Genomic DNA, 14,428 nt, shown 5'->3' with positions numbered 1-14,428 from the left:
CTGCCCGCAAAAGGTTTCAGCCTGCCACAATCAGGGCCTTTGAGCCATCAAGCTCCCTGTGCCAAAGTGCTCACGTCATTCAGCAAGGACCACTCAAGACCATGAAAACCGTATTCTCTCCATTGCACAGCCGCCGACACGTCAAAACCGAACTGGATGGCGGACTGCTGATCGAGCCTCACGAGAAGCCGTCCCGTGCCGAAACCATCCTGGCACGAGTGAAAGAACAGGCGCTGGGAGAGATTCTGGAACCGGAAGAATATGGCCTGGAGCCCGTCAAACGGGTACACACCGCCGATTACGTGGCGTTCCTGAAAACCTGCTGGCAGGAATGGTTGGCTGCCGGCAAACCGGGTGAAGCCATCCCGGCGGTCTGGGCGGGTCGCGGCATGCGCCATCGGCTGCCCAGGGACATCGACGGCCGGCTGGGCTATTACAGCTTCGCGGCGGAGACGTCGATCTCGGATGGTACGTGGGAAGCCGCCCGGGCATCCGCCAATGTGGCCCTGACCGCCCAGAAACTGGTGGCCGGAGGCGAGCGCGCTGCCTTTGCCCTGTGCCGCCCACCCGGACATCACGCCCATGCCGATCTGTTCGGCGGGTACTGTTTCTTCAACAACGCCGCCATCGTGGCTCAGGCTTTTCGTGACCAGGGCTATGGCAAGGTCGCGGTGCTGGATGTGGACTTCCACCACGGCAACGGCACCCAGGCAATCTTCTATGATCGCAACGACGTGCTGACCATCAGCCTGCATGGCGATCCGGATCTGGTGTTTCCCCATTTTCTGGGCTTTGAAGACGAGATTGGCGAGGGCGCCGGTGAGGGCTACAACCTGAACATGGTTTACCCGCCAAACACGCCCTACAGTGTCTGGAGTCAGGGTCTGGAAACCGCCTGCGAGCGGATCCAGTCATTCCAGCCAGACGCCCTGGTCGTTGCCCTGGGTGTCGATACCTTCGAAGAGGACCCGTTTTCGTTCTTCAAGCTGACCTCCGGCGATTATCTGACCCTGGGCCAACGTCTCGCCCGGCTTGGACTACCAACGGTATTTACCATGGAAGGCGGTTACGACGTCGACGCCATCGGCGTGAATGCGGTGAACGTCATGCAGGGATTCGACAGGGCTGCAGGCTGAATCAGCCCTTGAAGCCCTTGCCGAGAATGTAGACTTCCCGGGAGCGGGAGCGGGAGGAATCCGGCTTGCGCACCACAACCTGGTCGAAGACAGCGCGGACCGATTTCAGGTACTCATCGTACCCTTCGCCCTGGAACACCTTGGCCAGGAAGCTGCCCTTGGGCTTGAGCACCTGGCTTGCCATGTCCAGGGCCAGTTCGACGAGATACATGGACGAGGCCTGGTCGGCCACGGTCACGCCGCTGATGTTCGGAGCCATGTCGGAAATCACCACGTCCACCGGGTCATCACCCAGGGTGGCCATGATCGACTCGAACACGTCGTTCTCAGTGAAATCGCCCTGAATGAAATCGACGCCGGCAATGGCGTCCATGGGGAGGATATCTGAGGCAATGACACGGCCCTTATGGCCCACCAGTTTGGCCGCCACCTGAGACCAGCCGCCAGGTGCAGAGCCCAGATCCACCACCACCATATTGGGGTGGATCAGCCGATCCTTCTTGTTGATCTCAAGTAGCTTGTAACTGGCACGGGAGCGGTAGCCATCCACCTGCGCCTGCTTCACGAAGGGGTCGTTGACGTGCTCTTCGAGCCAGCGGTTACTGCTTTTGGATCGGGCCATGGGGTCTCTTCAGAACGGGAAAGCCAAGCGCTTATTGTACGTGCCGCGCCGGGCCGCGGCAAAACCCTGACAACCGCGCTGGCCACACGTACAATCCGGCCAGCATTCTGTGATTTTTCAGAACCGACCAAGCCCACCTCACCGGAGACTCCCCTCGTGAATCTGGCCGACATCAAAAAGCTGCACCAGAAAAAATACCGGCAGTCGTTTGGCCACTATCTGGTTGAGGGCGAACACCTGGTTCTCGAGCTGCAGAAAGCCGCCGACCGCCAACCCGCTCTGACGGCCTCGGAACTTTACGTCACCGGAGCCTATGAGCACTGGCAGAGCCCGTTCAGAACCCATGTCATCAGCGATCGCCAGATGGCACAGCTCGCCGACACCCGAACACCCCAGGGGATTCTGGCGGTGGTGCCCATGCCGGAGCGCCCGGCGGAACCGGTGCCCGGCGAAAAAACGATTTACCTGCATGAGGTTCAGGACCCCGGCAACCTCGGTACGATACTGCGCACCCTCGCCTGGTTCGGCGGTTTCCGGTGTCTGCTGAGCCCGGGCAGTGTCGACCCCTTCAACCCGAAGGTAGTGCGAGCCAGCATGGGGGCGCTCTTTCACGTCCCTCTTGAAACCGACGTTGCTCTGACAAGCCTTCCCGACCGATACCAGAGCCTGGCCTGCCTCGACCTCAATGGCGGTTCGATGGCATCCCGGGGCTTCAGGGAACACGACTGTTATCTGTTCGGCAACGAGGCCCGGGGCGTGCCGCGGGAGGCCCTCAATCAATTGAAGGCGGTGTCGTACAGCATTCAAGGCCAGGGGCAGATCGAGTCCCTGAACCTGGCCTCAGCGGTGAATATGTGCACCTACGAATTAATGCGGGACCTTTAGACTGCAAACCCCATGCTCTGAGCACTTTCCCCAATCGTTCTGGCGGAAACCGCCATTGCCTGTGCATTGCCAATTGAGCACGATCAGAGTCTGATCCCGAGACCGGACTGATGACTATGGAACGCTATCTCCAGCCCACCGCTTTTTTTGACTATGACCATCCCCGGCTGCAGGCCTGGATCGAGTCAGAGCTGGAGGGAGTTCCTGATGAGCCGGTGGAGCAGATCAAGGCGCTCTATCTCGCTGTTCGTGACAGCATCAGCTACAACCCCTACGTATTCCGGACCGATGCCAACACGTTCAGTGCCAGCTACGCTCTGGAAAGCGGCGAAACCTACTGCATCCCAAAGGCGGTTCTCCTGGGCGCGGCAGCTCGCTCGATTGGCGTTCCCAGCCGCCTCGGCCTGGCCGATGTACGCAACCATCTTTCAAGCCCGAAACTGATCGAATGGCTGCGGTCGGACATTTTCCGTATGCACGGGTATATCGAGCTGTTCCTGAATGGCCAATGGGTGAAGGCGACGCCGGCGTTCAATCGGCAACTGTGCGAGCTGATGAAGGTGGGGCCGCTGGAATTCGATGGGGTGCACGATTCCATGTTCCAGGAGTACACCGAGGATGGCCACGCGCACATGGAATATGTGAACGACCACGGCCTGTTCGACGACGTGCCCCATGAGTTTATCGTCTCTGGTGTCCGGGCGGCCTACAGTCATCTCTTTGCCGAAGAAGAGGAGCCTGAAGCTCCGAAAGGCAGTCTGGTGCAGGATATATCGAGCCCCTAGAGCCTGCTCGAATCCAGGAAGACCTTATTCTCTCCTCGCTACGGTGTCTGCTCTCTGCCCTGCCAGCGCCCCACTGATCGCATCCAGCACGGCATCAGAATCGGGCACTGTTTTCCCGGTCTCAGTCTCACCAATGCGGCTGAAGCGCCTAAAATCAATGGCGCTCCAATTCTTCGAGTCCATAATGCGCTGCACCCGCTCAACATTTTCACGGGTTGCAGGTTCCAGCTTGTAGCGGAAAACATAGTCCGGTGACATATCTCCGAAATCCTGGCCATGGTGATAATCATGCAGCAGGAGCAAGGCAAGTCCACCGCCCATGAAATGTCGGCCCAGACTGACCAGTAACTCCCCCTGCCGGATACTTTCCAGGGCCTCAGGTTCCCAGTCTACGCCGCCCACCAACAGATCTTTGCCCGGCGTCCGGCCGGCATTTCGAGCGGCTTCAATCGCGCCCAGTGCCATGCCATCACTCGCGCTCCAGATTGAGACAGTATTCGGATAGCGCTTCAGCAGGACCTCCGTTTTTTCACGGGCCAGCGTGCCGCTCCAGTTGGCATACACCAGTTGCATAAGCTCGCTGCGCTGCTGGATTGCAGCCGCCAGCAACCCTCCATTCCTGTCCTTGGTGGCAGAGGAATCAAGGGTTCCCGAGAGGGCGACCATGGGAATACTGGGGCCGGAGGCCAGCCCCAATTGTTCGGCCTGTTTGCCCAGCAGCGTTACCAGAGAACGGCCGGCGGCAATATTGTCCGGCGAAAGATGGCCGAGCCAGCCCGACAAGACACTTCGGGGCATACCGATGCTGGCTCGAGCGGCGTCAGGCACATCGGTATTGAAGGTAAACGTCTTTACACCGGCCCCATCCGCGAGCCTGAGCATGGATTCGGTAACATGCTCCTTGCACATGAAAAGCAGATAGTCGGGCTTTTCTTCGCGGGCCAATACGTCCTTCGCCATGCGAAGATAGCTGAATCGATGACTCTCCCGATCGTACTGAACCTCCAGGTCTACCTCGAGATCCTCCGCTACTGCCTCCATGAAACCGGCCACCAGTTGCCAGAACCGGGAGTCGTCCGGGGAAAGAAAAACAACGCTTGGTCGGGTGCCGGCGTCTGCCAAAGGAACTGTAAACAGGAGCAGGAAACCGATGAGGAAGCGGGCTGGAAAGGACTTCATGTAATGAACAACCCTCTGGACGATCTGGCAACGTTCGCTTTCGCGGGGCCTAAGCTACCGAGCTGTCGTGTAACAGACAAGCCTAGATCCGTAACCAATGTCTCAGTTCGGGAGGGAATGTTCAGCGGAAACGAAAAAAGCACCGGATTGCTCCGGTGCCTTTCTCTCTCATCAGGCGGCGTTAAGTCGATTACGCCGCTTCGTCTTCGCTCTCGTCCACAGAATTGCGGATCAGGAAGTCAAAGGCGCTGAGGGCGGCTTTGGAACCTTCGCCCATGGAGATCACGATCTGCTTGTAAGGCACGGTCGTCGCGTCGCCCGCTGCAAAAACGCCCGGAATGGAGGTTTCGTTGCGGTCGTTAACGATGATCTCGCCGTGCTGGCTGAGTTCGATGTCACCCTTCAGCCATTCGGTGTTGGGCACCAGGCCGATCTGTACAAACACACCTTCCAGGGAGATGTGATGCTGCTCACCGGAGTTGCGGTCGGTGTAATTCAGACCGTTGACCTTGCCATTCTCCCCGGTAATCTCGGTGGTCTGTCCTGACGTGATGATCTCCACGTTCTTCAGACTCCGCAGTTTCTTCTGCAACACCTCATCAGCACGCATCTCGGCACCGAATTCGATCAGGGTTACATGGCCCACGATACCGGCCAGATCGATGGCTGCCTCGACACCGGAGTTACCTCCACCGATTACCGCCACGCGCTTGCCCTTGAACAGGGGGCCGTCGCAGTGCGGGCAGTAGGCCACACCCTTGTTGCGGTACTCTTCCTCTCCCGGAACGCCCATCTGGCGCCAGCGGGCACCGGTGGACAGCACCAGGCTGCGCGCTTTGAGAGTGGCACCGTTTTCCAACCTTACCTGGTGGAGCATGCCCGGGCGTGACGCCGGGATCAGCTTCTCCGCGCGCTGCATGTTCATGATATCCACGTCGTATTCCTTGACGTTTTGCTCCATGGCCGCCACCAGTTTCGGACCCTCGGTGTAGGGTACGGAAATCAGGTTCTCAATGCCCATGGTGTCAGCCACCTGGCCACCGAAACGCTCGGCCGCGATGCCGGTGGAAATGCCCTTCCGCGCAGCGTAGATAGCAGCAGAAGCGCCAGCCGGGCCGCCACCAATGATCAGGACCTCAAAGGCGTCTTTCTGATTGATTTTCTCGGCGTCTTTCTCGCTGGAGCTGGTGTCCAGCTTGGCAACAATTTCTTCCAGGGTCATACGGCCCTGGCCCCAGGGCTCACCGTTCATGTAAACGCTGGGAACCGCCATGACTTCGCGCTGCTCCACTTCATCCTGGAACAGGGCCCCATCGATCGAGGTGTTCGTGATGTTCGGGTTCAACACGCTCATCAGGTTCAGGGCCTGAACCACGTCCGGGCAGTTCTGGCAGGACAGGGAAAAGTAGGTTTCAAACTCGAACCGGCCTTCCAGAGACTGGATCTGCTCGATCACATCCTGGGACGCCTTGGAAGGATGGCCACCCACCTGCAGCAGGGCCAGCACCAGGGAAGTAAACTCGTGGCCCATGGGGATGCCCGCAAAGCGAACGCCAATATCAGTGCCTACACGGTTAATGGCGAAGGACGGACGACGCACGTCATTGGATTCTTCAGTGCGGAGACTGATCTTGGAAGACATCGGCTCCAGCTCTTCCAGCAACTCCCGGAGTTCCTGGGATTTCTTGCTGTCGTCATAGGCCGCGACCAGCTCAATCGGCTGCTGCAGCTTGTCCATGTAGGCCTTGAGCTGTTCCTTGATATTGGCATCCAACATAGTCTGACTTCTCCTTTAAATTTCGGAACTAAGTATTTGAATCAAATACGGTGGTTAAGTTGAGTTGGTGCAACAATACGGCCCCGCCACTCAATGCTCAAATTAATTGACCCAAACTGTTTGATAGGGCTTTGCTATACCTCCAGATTCACCGCTGCTTGGGGCTTGACCAATAGCGCATATCCACCGAAAGCCTGCCGCAGTATGATGTTGTCATATCGTCGCAACATCATTCTCTGGTATCCAGAATAGGCAACGCATGTTTCTAGACCGTTTCCACTCCGTCCAGGACGGACACGTCGTAATTTCCGCCCTGCAGGCAAGCCAGTTCGCCAAGGAAATCGCGGGGGATTTCAATCCCATCCACGACCCGGATGCCCGCCGTTTCTGCGTTCCAGGAGACCTGCTTTTCGCCATTGTGCTCGCCCGGTTCGGGCTGTCGGAGAACATGACCTTCCGGTTCCGCAGCCTGCTTGGAGAGAATGTGCCGCTCAAGTTCGTTGAAACCGAAAACACCATTGAAGTCTGTGACGACGCCGGCAAAGTCTATATCGAGGTGGCCCGCAGTGGCGCGACAACCCGGGATGAGGAGTTGATCGAGACCATCACCCGTGCCTATGTGGCGGCCTCCGGCAAGAACTTCCCCCATACCCTGAAACCTTTAATGGAGTCTAACGGGGTGATGTTCAATCCTGATCGCCCAATGGTGATGTACGAGAGCATGAGCCTGGCCCTGGAGAATCTGGATCTGCCCTCGCCCGGGCTGGAATTGCACAACGCCACCCTGGAGGCAGCCGGTAAACGGGGTAACGTTCTCCTGGAATACCGTCTGACCGCCGATCACAAACCAGTGGGCGAAGTGACCAAACGGCTCGTATTAAGTGGTCTGCGGCCGTACTGTGCCGAGGCGATGGCCGGCGTAATTGAAGAGTTCTATCGCCTCAAGGCCCGGGGTGCCGACTATTTCAACAAGGACAACAGCGGAGACCACAGCAATGCCAATTCAGCCGGGTGATACCCTGCCAGACATCGAACTTCAGGTAATGGGCGAAAAAGGCCCTGAGAAAGTCCGTACCAGTGAACTCTTTGCCGGCAAGAAAGCCGTTCTGTTTGCTGTACCCGGCGCGTTTACCCCCACCTGTTCAGCCGCCCATTTACCCGGTTTTGTGGTAAATGCCGACAAACTGCGGGCCAAAGGCATCGACAGCATCGTTTGCACGTCAGTAAACGACGCGTTTGTAATGGACGCCTGGGGCAAGGCCCACAACGCCGAAGAAATCGTCATGCTGGCCGATGGCGTGGCAGAGTTCGCCAAGGCTCTGGATCTGACCCAGGATCGGACTGCGAACGGCATGGGCATTCGTAGCCAGCGCTACGCCATGATCGTGAACGACGGCAAGGTCGAGCTGCTGAATATCGACGCCCAGGGATTGGACCAGACCAGCGCCGAAACCATCCTAGAGGCTCTTTGAACCTCACTTTTTCATCAGACATAAAAAACCCCGGATTTTCCGGGGTTTTTTGTAACCAAGCTTTCCGTCAGGAGAGCTTAGATCTTGCCAACCAGGTCCAGTGACGGAGTCAGCGTTTCTTCGCCTTCCTTCCACTTGGCCGGGCATACTTCGCCAGGATTCTTGCGAACGTACTGAGCGGCTTTCACTTTGCGCATCAGGTCGTCTGCGTCACGGCCGATACCTTCAGCAGTGATTTCCATCGCCTGGATCACGCCGTCCGGATCGATCAGGAAGGTAGCGCGATCTGCCAGGCCCTGACCTTCACGCATCACACCAAAGTTGTTGGTGATGGTGCCGTTCTGGTCGCCAACCATGTAGTAGTTGATCTTACCGATGGTCTCAGAGCTGCTGTGCCATGCCTTGTGGGTGAAGTGCGTGTCGGTAGACACGGAGAATACTTCAACGCCCAGCTTTTGCAGCTCTTCGTACTTGTCAGCCACGTCGCCCAGCTCGGTCGGGCACACGAAGGTAAAGTCGGCCGGGTAGAAGAAAAATACCGCCCACTTGCCTTTCACGTCTGCTTCGCTGATTTCAACGAACTCGCCGTTTTTGAAGGCGGTAGCGTTGAACGGTTTGATCTCGCTGTTAATGATGCCCATTAAAGAACTCCTTGTTGATGGATTCATAAGTTAATGAATTTGTGGCGCCCACAGTACGGATATCGGCGGTGCGGATAAAATTGATAATTCCCAAGCCAGGGATAGAAAAAACCTATCCCTGGCTTCTGAAGGGAATTTTTCCGCCACCCCGTTTATGGGGTCTTAACCAGCCAGTTCAATCTTTCCAAAGTCCAGAATATTTTCTTTCGGTGACGCTTTAATGGCAGCCACTTCTGCCCGCTTGTTCGCCAGGATATAGACGAAGCAGCCAAAATACAGTGCAATCACCAGGGCGCCAACCCACTGAATCCGCAGGAAATCCAGCTGGAACAGCATGGTCAGACCAACCATCGCCAGGAAATTGAACACCACATAGTTCACCCGCCCGAGGCGCTGGGCAGTGAGATTGAGGTTGTCGGTATAGAGCCGGATCAATGAATCCAGCGAGTTCACCACCATCAACACACCCACCGAAATCATGGCGAGATTGGTGAACGCCGCAATCTGCAGGCCTTCCGCGTGGTAGTGGTAAAGCACGGTAAACCAGACACCAATGGCGATGGACGGTACCACCAGCATGGCAATCAACAGCTGCCAGGTACGGATACCGCTCACAAAACGCGCGGTAAACTGGCCAATCATGATGCTCCAGGCAAACCACCAGAACAGGTAGAACTCGTGGTAGTCGTTGATCGGCAGGGCAAACTGGTGGATGTTGGCGAAGTACTCGCCGATCAATCCGGCGGTGCCAAAGAAGTCTGCCGGTGAGCCCGCACCCATAACGAACGCCCGGAACCACATGCCCACGATCAGGGCAATAAACAACAGGCTCGAGCCCAGACTGAGGATGCGCACATATTTGATCTTGGAGCTGGAATAGACCGCCAGCGCAATCGAGGCAAATACAATGAAGTAGAACGCTGGTACCACCGATTCGCCATCACCGAGCATGGGCAGGTACCAGGGCAGATTCACCAGCAGCAGATAGGCGGTAAACGCACAGGTTCCGATGATTACCACGTTGTTTACGACCTTCACCAACGGAATCTCGAAGAACTGCACCCGCGGCTCAATGATCGCGAAGTAAAAACAGGTCAGGAAATAGAAGCCCCAGATCAGGAACGCCCAGAACCCGAATTCGATAGCCAGCGGATTGGCAAAGCCGTACTCCGGGCTTGCCGACAGATCGCCATAGCCACCGAACTCGGTCAGCGGGAACATGATCAGCCCCACATCCAGACCTGAGGTGAACAGGATGGCGATAAAGGTGAAGGTTCGTACCGGCGTTACGCCGATGCACTGGATGTCCCACCATTTGTACAGGATCAGCACAATGGCGGCGAAGGTGAAGATCAGACCTGCAGATAACCAGAGTGTCATAAGGTCCTCCGGTTACTTTGTTTCTTTGCAATGAACAGCATGGGTGTTCCTCCTCTACTTGGTAAGCGCTGCTTCTTTCGAATCGGACACAAACCCAGGACTTGCCTATCGGGCGCCCGAAAACGGCAGAACACCGTCGCGCTGATAGGGAAATCCTGAGGGCTTGCAAAACCCCGGGCGCGTTGCACGCCCGGGTGGGATGACGACGCGCTATGCGAGCGCGCGCTTTGCCTGTCCCGGTCGCTGACGTGTCTGCCACTGGTCGTCCATCACCACAGGCGCGTCAGAAGGTTGCAGGGGCTCCCTGCCCCGGATCAGATCGGCTGCCCGCTCGGCCACCATGATGGTGGGCGAATTCAGGTTGCCATTGGGTATGGTCGGGAAGATGGACGAATCCACCACCCTGAGATTCCGGATACCGTGAACCCGCGTCTCCGGGTCCACCACCGCCAGCTCGTCGGTGCCCATCTTGCAGGAGCAGGACGGGTGGTAGGCGCTCTCCACCGCCTGGCGGACAAACGCATCAATTTCCTCGTCGGTCTGGACCTCGGCACCGGGCTGGATCTCCGCTCCCCGGTACTCGTCCATGGCCGGCTGGTTGATGATTTCCCGGGTCAGGCGCACACAGTCCCGGAAGCCCTCCCGGTCTGCCTCGTGCTGCAGATAATTGAAGCGGATGGTCGGTGCCTGTTTCGGGTCGGCCGATTGCACATGCACAAAGCCCCGACTTTTCGGCTTGTTGTGACCAATGTGCAGCTGGAATCCGTCTCCGTTGAAGGCTTCTTTACCGTCGTAGCGCATGGCTGCCGGTAAGAAGTGATATTGCAGGTCGGGCCACTCGACGCCGGCCTTGGACCGGATAAAGCCACAGGACTCGAAGTGATTGGTGGCGCCCAGGCCGTCCTTGCGGAGAATCCAGCGAACACCGATCTTCAGCTTGTTCCACCAATCCAGCTTGCCGTTGAGCGACACCGGCTGTTTGCAGCGGTACTGGAAGTAGAACTCCAGGTGGTCCTGCAGGTTCTCACCGACGCCTGGTAACTCGTGCTTTACCTCGATACCAGCCTTTTCCAGTACCTCACGCTTGCCAATCCCGGACAGCTGGAGCAGATGGGGTGAGCCGATCGAGCCGGCCGATAGGATGACCTCTTCGGCGGCTTTCGCCTCGTGCACCTTGCCGCCCTGCTCGTAACGGACACCGGTGGCGGTTTTGCCATCGAGCAACACCTTGTGCACCAACGCATGGGTGACCACAGTCAGGTTATCGCGCTCCATGGCCGGGCGCAGATAGGCGTTCGCAGTGGACCAGCGACGACCGTTCTTCACGGTCATGTGCATGGCGCCGAAGCCTTCCTGCTGCGTACCGTTGTAATCATCGGTCTCGAAGTAACCGGCATCGGAACCCGCCCTGATAAAGGCCTTGTAGAGCGGATTCTGCATGTTATTGCCGTTATTCACACCGAGCGGGCCCTTATCGCCCCGGTAGTCATTGCCGCCAAAGGCCCAGGTCTCGGCCTTCCTGAAATAGGGCAGGACGTTGCGGTAATGCCAGCCGGTAGCGCCCTCGGAATCCCATTCGTCAAAATCCCGGGCGTGGCCACGGACATAGACCATGCCATTGATGGAGGAAGACCCCCCCAGCACCTTGCCCCGTGGGCAGTGCATGCGACGGTTGTCCAGGAACGGCTCCGGCTCGGTCTCGAACTGCCAGGCGTATTTCTTGGTCTTCATGGGAATGGAAAGGGCGGTGGGCATCTGGATGAAGATGCTCTTGTCGCTGCCGCCGGTTTCCAGCAGCAGCACCCGGTGGCGCGCGTCCTCGGTCAGGCGGTTGGCCAGTACACAACCGGCGGAACCCGCACCCACAATGATGTAGTCGTATCGATTTTCTGTCATACGCGCTCTCCTGTGTGGCCTGCGACTAAAAGGGTGCGTCCAAATCTTCCATGCCCACATACACCGATTTGATCTGGGTGTAGTGCGCAATGGTTTCGCGCCCGTTCTCGCGGCCGATGCCGGAGAGTTTGTAGCCGCCAACCGGCATTTCCGCCGGGGAAGCGCCGTAGCTGTTGATCCAGCAGATGCCGGCCTGGATCTGGTGAATCACCCGGTGGGCCCGACGGATATCGTTGGTGAACACGCCAGCGGCCAGACCCGTATCCGTGTTATTCGCGCGGGCAATCACCTCGTCCTCATCGCGGAAAGTAAGGACCGACATCACCGGCCCGAAAATCTCTTCCTTTACGATGGTCATATCATCGGTGCAGTCGGTGAAAATGGTGGGTTCCACAAAATAGCCGCCCTTGGAATCCTCAGGCTCGAAGGCCCGACCGCCGTGGCTGAGAGTCGCGCCTTCGGACAGGCCTTTGGCGATGTAATCGAGCACCAGATCCCGGTGTTTTGCGGAGATGAGCGCGCCGAAATTGGTGTCCGGATTCATCGGGTCGCCGGGCTTGATATTGTTGCGGGTGCGTTCCAGCAGACGTTCGATAAAGCGCGGGTACAGATCTTCATGAACAAACACCCGGGTGCCGTTGGTGCAGATCTCACCCTGGGTGTAGAAGTTGCCGACCATGGCGGCGGAAATGGCGTTCTCAAGATCCGCATCGTCAAAGATGATCAGCGGTGACTTCCCGCCCAGCTCCATGGTGACGTCCTTCAGGGTGGAGGATGCCGCTGCCATCACCTTCTTGCCGGTGGCCACTTCTCCCGTGAAGGAGACCTTGGCAATCTCGGGGTGGTGGGTCAGCCACTGGCCCACTTCGGCGGCGCCCTGCACCACGTTGAATACGCCCGACGGCACGCCCGCTTCGGTAAAGATTTCCGCCAGCTTCACCGCACCCATGGGGGTTTCCTCGGATGGCTTGAAGATCATGGCGTTGCCGCAGGCCAGGGCCGGCGCGGATTTCCAGCAGGCGATCTGGATCGGGTAGTTCCAGGCGCCAATGCCGGCACAGATGCCCAGGGGCTCCCGGCGGGTGTAGTAAAAATCACCGCCCAGGTCCTGTTGGTTACCTTCGATGGAGGGTGCCAGGCCGGCAAAGAACTCAACCGCATCGGCACCGGTGACCACATCCACGGCTTCTGCTTCCTGCCAGGGCTTGCCAGTATCGCGCACCTCTGCGGCAGCCAATTCATCATTACGCTCTCTCAGAAGCGCAACCGCCCGAAGCAGAATCCGGCTGCGCTCAATGGCAGTCATGGCAGACCACTCGGCAAAACCGGCACGGGCACTTTCAATGGCGGCCTGCTGCACGGATTCATCCGCCACTTCCACTTCGTAGATAACCTGACCCGTGGCCGGGTTCACCACGGGAAAGGTTTCGCCGGTGCTGTTGGCCAGGAAACGGCCATGGACGAAATTCTGAACAACAGGAAGAGATGCAGACATAGTCGGTAATTAACCTCGGTTCGGTATCTTCAGGCCTTGTGGGCCGTTCGAATCAATCCCGGCTCAGGCGGTTGCCTGCGCCAGTGTCTCGTGGACAAATTTCTTGCAGAGCCGCTCACCGGCTTCAAAACTCTCTGCCGGGTCCAGGCTCAGGGCACTGCGCAACCAGAACCCATCGATCATTGCCGCGGTTTGCCGGGCGGCCTCGGTCGCTGCGCCGGGTTCAAGCACCTGTGCGAAGGAATATCGCAAGTTGCTGTACAGCCGGGCGTTGTTGATCTGCTGCAGCCGCTTGAGCCCCGGCTCATGCATCGACCGGGCCCAGAAGCTCAGCCAGGTCTTGGCCGCCAGCGCAGAACGCTGAAACTCGGAAAAGTTCGACTCGATGATGCAATTGAGCCGCTGTTCCGGGGAGCGGTCGGTCTTGGCCATGCGCTCCCGCAGTTCCTTGCCCAGTTGATCGAGCAGATAACGCAGGGCCGCCTCAATCAGACCCTGCTTGCCGCCGAAATAATGGCTGATAATCCCGGAGGACATGCCCGCCCGTTTGCTGATGCTCACAATGGTGGTGTTCTGCATGCCCAGCTCGGCAATCGAATGCATGGTGGCTTCAATCAGCTGCTGCTTGCGTGTGTCTTTGACCCCAACTTTTGGCATGGCGGCTTCGGTTACTCGTCTTGTTTCCGGTGTTGAAAAGCAGCACCAATCAGCCCTGCTTTTTATTAATTGAACGTTCAATTAATAAAAATCTTACAGAAGCGAGGCGGGGAATTCAAACCTGATCAGAAAGCAGGGAAGCCTCGCGCCACTCTGATATGGCGCGGTTGTGACGGCAGGAAGGGCAAGCAAATATCAGCTATGGCGACGGTAATCCGGGTCTGTCCAGCACACAGGAAGCGCTTCACCGGAGGGAAATGCGAGTTCGGCTTTTTTAAACAATTCAGGATCCTGCGCCTCCTCTCCGTAATGGAGGCTGCCTCGCACCTGCTGGCTATGGGGATCAAACAGCGCCTGTGTATCCAGAACTTCGATCAGGTGCCCGGTTGCTTTTTCAGCGACGAACATAGAGGCCTCCTTGGGAATGAATGTCTCCTTTCAACGTAGCAGATGGGCCGCTATCGAGACAGGTGCTTGAGGGCTACGGGGAGCACAAAAGGACG

At 57.8% G+C, this 14,428-nt stretch carries 14 protein-coding genes; 5 read left to right on the top strand and 9 right to left on the bottom strand.

The genetic code is table 11. From position 1 onward, the window contains the following. Window positions 1-101: 101 nt before the first annotated feature. Entirely contained in the window at window positions 102-1,136 is a 1,035-nt protein-coding gene (locus BM035_RS06085) for a histone deacetylase family protein (protein ID WP_092030709.1), read from the top strand. Between the two features lies 1 nt (window position 1,137). On the opposite strand, the gene rlmE is transcribed toward BM035_RS06085, so the two are convergent. Continuing rightward, window positions 1,138-1,758, bottom strand: a complete 621-nt coding sequence (gene rlmE / locus BM035_RS06080) for a 23S rRNA (uridine(2552)-2'-O)-methyltransferase RlmE (RefSeq protein WP_092030707.1) — start codon at window positions 1,756-1,758, stop codon at window positions 1,138-1,140. Between the two features lie 156 nt (window positions 1,759-1,914). On the opposite strand from rlmE, the gene BM035_RS06075 reads away from it, so the two are divergent. Together BM035_RS06075 and BM035_RS06070 are read left to right on the top strand one after the other, a co-directional pair. Continuing rightward, window positions 1,915-2,643, top strand: a complete 729-nt coding sequence (locus BM035_RS06075; RefSeq protein WP_092030706.1) for a TrmH family RNA methyltransferase — start codon at window positions 1,915-1,917, stop codon at window positions 2,641-2,643. 116 nt (window positions 2,644-2,759) lie between these two features. Then, on the top strand, window positions 2,760-3,428 hold the full coding sequence (locus BM035_RS06070; RefSeq protein WP_092030704.1) for a transglutaminase-like domain-containing protein: 669 nt from the start codon (window positions 2,760-2,762) through the stop codon (window positions 3,426-3,428). Window positions 3,429-3,452: 24 nt separating this feature from the next. Here BM035_RS06070 and BM035_RS06065 read toward each other — a convergent pair whose 3' ends face one another. Together BM035_RS06065 and ahpF are read right to left on the bottom strand one after the other, a co-directional pair. Next, window positions 3,453-4,607, bottom strand: coding sequence for an ABC transporter substrate-binding protein (locus BM035_RS06065; RefSeq protein ID WP_092030703.1), 1,155 nt, complete (start codon window positions 4,605-4,607; stop codon window positions 3,453-3,455). Between the two features lie 190 nt (window positions 4,608-4,797). After that, window positions 4,798-6,384, bottom strand: coding sequence for an alkyl hydroperoxide reductase subunit F (gene ahpF, locus BM035_RS06060; RefSeq protein ID WP_092030701.1), 1,587 nt, complete (start codon window positions 6,382-6,384; stop codon window positions 4,798-4,800). Between the two features lie 259 nt (window positions 6,385-6,643). Here ahpF and BM035_RS06055 point away from each other — a divergent pair, with 259 nt between their 5' ends. Both BM035_RS06055 and BM035_RS06050 read left to right on the top strand, forming a co-directional pair. Next, window positions 6,644-7,399 carry a DUF3581 domain-containing protein gene (locus tag BM035_RS06055; RefSeq protein ID WP_092030700.1) on the top strand — a complete coding sequence of 252 codons (756 nt, stop codon included), beginning with the start codon at window positions 6,644-6,646 and terminating at the stop codon, window positions 7,397-7,399. Next, window positions 7,380-7,856 carry a peroxiredoxin gene (locus BM035_RS06050; RefSeq protein ID WP_008172631.1) on the top strand — a complete coding sequence of 159 codons (477 nt, stop codon included), beginning with the start codon at window positions 7,380-7,382 and terminating at the stop codon, window positions 7,854-7,856. Before BM035_RS06055 ends, BM035_RS06050 begins: the two co-directional genes overlap by 20 nt. A gap of 77 nt (window positions 7,857-7,933) precedes the next feature. Here BM035_RS06050 and ahpC read toward each other — a convergent pair whose 3' ends face one another. The 6 genes from ahpC to BM035_RS06020 form a co-directional block, all read right to left on the bottom strand. Further along, window positions 7,934-8,497: an alkyl hydroperoxide reductase subunit C gene (gene ahpC, locus BM035_RS06045; protein WP_008172630.1), complete on the bottom strand. Its 564-nt coding sequence runs from the start codon at window positions 8,495-8,497 to the stop codon at window positions 7,934-7,936. Between the two features lie 162 nt (window positions 8,498-8,659). After that, window positions 8,660-9,877, bottom strand: coding sequence for a choline transporter (locus BM035_RS06040; RefSeq protein ID WP_092030698.1), 1,218 nt, complete (start codon window positions 9,875-9,877; stop codon window positions 8,660-8,662). 210 nt (window positions 9,878-10,087) lie between these two features. Then, entirely contained in the window at window positions 10,088-11,773 is a 1,686-nt protein-coding gene (gene betA, locus BM035_RS06035) for a choline dehydrogenase (protein WP_092030697.1), read from the bottom strand. A 25-nt stretch (window positions 11,774-11,798) separates the two neighbouring features. Then, window positions 11,799-13,268: a betaine-aldehyde dehydrogenase gene (gene betB / locus BM035_RS06030; protein ID WP_092030695.1), complete on the bottom strand. Its 1,470-nt coding sequence runs from the start codon at window positions 13,266-13,268 to the stop codon at window positions 11,799-11,801. 63 nt (window positions 13,269-13,331) lie between these two features. Beyond that, window positions 13,332-13,925, bottom strand: a complete 594-nt coding sequence (betI, locus tag BM035_RS06025; protein ID WP_014578776.1) for a transcriptional regulator BetI — start codon at window positions 13,923-13,925, stop codon at window positions 13,332-13,334. Between the two features lie 195 nt (window positions 13,926-14,120). Continuing rightward, window positions 14,121-14,333: a hypothetical protein gene (locus BM035_RS06020; RefSeq protein ID WP_053113332.1), complete on the bottom strand. Its 213-nt coding sequence runs from the start codon at window positions 14,331-14,333 to the stop codon at window positions 14,121-14,123. Between the last annotated feature and the right edge of the window lie 95 nt (window positions 14,334-14,428).

The sequence above is a fragment of the Marinobacter sp. DSM 26671 genome (assembly GCF_900112835.1).
GTDB classification, from domain to species: domain Bacteria; phylum Pseudomonadota; class Gammaproteobacteria; order Pseudomonadales; family Oleiphilaceae; genus Marinobacter; species Marinobacter flavimaris.
This window is presented reverse-complemented; position numbering and strand designations above follow the sequence as displayed.

What these genes read in the sequence shown, in the direction of transcription:
- BM035_RS06070 (WP_092030704.1), top strand. Translation starts at nt 2,760, where the DNA reads ATGGAACGCTATCTCCAGCCCACCGCTTTTTTTGACTATGACCATCCC.
- betB (WP_092030695.1), bottom strand. Translation starts at nt 13,268, where the DNA reads ATGTCTGCATCTCTTCCTGTTGTTCAGAATTTCGTCCATGGCCGTTTC.
- BM035_RS06050 (WP_008172631.1), top strand. Translation starts at nt 7,380, where the DNA reads ATGCCAATTCAGCCGGGTGATACCCTGCCAGACATCGAACTTCAGGTA.
- betI (WP_014578776.1), bottom strand. Translation starts at nt 13,925, where the DNA reads ATGCCAAAAGTTGGGGTCAAAGACACACGCAAGCAGCAGCTGATTGAA.
- BM035_RS06085 (WP_092030709.1), top strand. Translation starts at nt 102, where the DNA reads ATGAAAACCGTATTCTCTCCATTGCACAGCCGCCGACACGTCAAAACC.
- BM035_RS06040 (WP_092030698.1), bottom strand. Translation starts at nt 9,877, where the DNA reads ATGACACTCTGGTTATCTGCAGGTCTGATCTTCACCTTCGCCGCCATT.
- ahpC (WP_008172630.1), bottom strand. Translation starts at nt 8,497, where the DNA reads ATGGGCATCATTAACAGCGAGATCAAACCGTTCAACGCTACCGCCTTC.
- rlmE (WP_092030707.1), bottom strand. Translation starts at nt 1,758, where the DNA reads ATGGCCCGATCCAAAAGCAGTAACCGCTGGCTCGAAGAGCACGTCAAC.
- betA (WP_092030697.1), bottom strand. Translation starts at nt 11,773, where the DNA reads ATGACAGAAAATCGATACGACTACATCATTGTGGGTGCGGGTTCCGCC.
- ahpF (WP_092030701.1), bottom strand. Translation starts at nt 6,384, where the DNA reads ATGTTGGATGCCAATATCAAGGAACAGCTCAAGGCCTACATGGACAAG.
- BM035_RS06065 (WP_092030703.1), bottom strand. Translation starts at nt 4,607, where the DNA reads ATGAAGTCCTTTCCAGCCCGCTTCCTCATCGGTTTCCTGCTCCTGTTT.
- BM035_RS06020 (WP_053113332.1), bottom strand. Translation starts at nt 14,333, where the DNA reads ATGTTCGTCGCTGAAAAAGCAACCGGGCACCTGATCGAAGTTCTGGAT.
- BM035_RS06055 (WP_092030700.1), top strand. Translation starts at nt 6,644, where the DNA reads ATGTTTCTAGACCGTTTCCACTCCGTCCAGGACGGACACGTCGTAATT.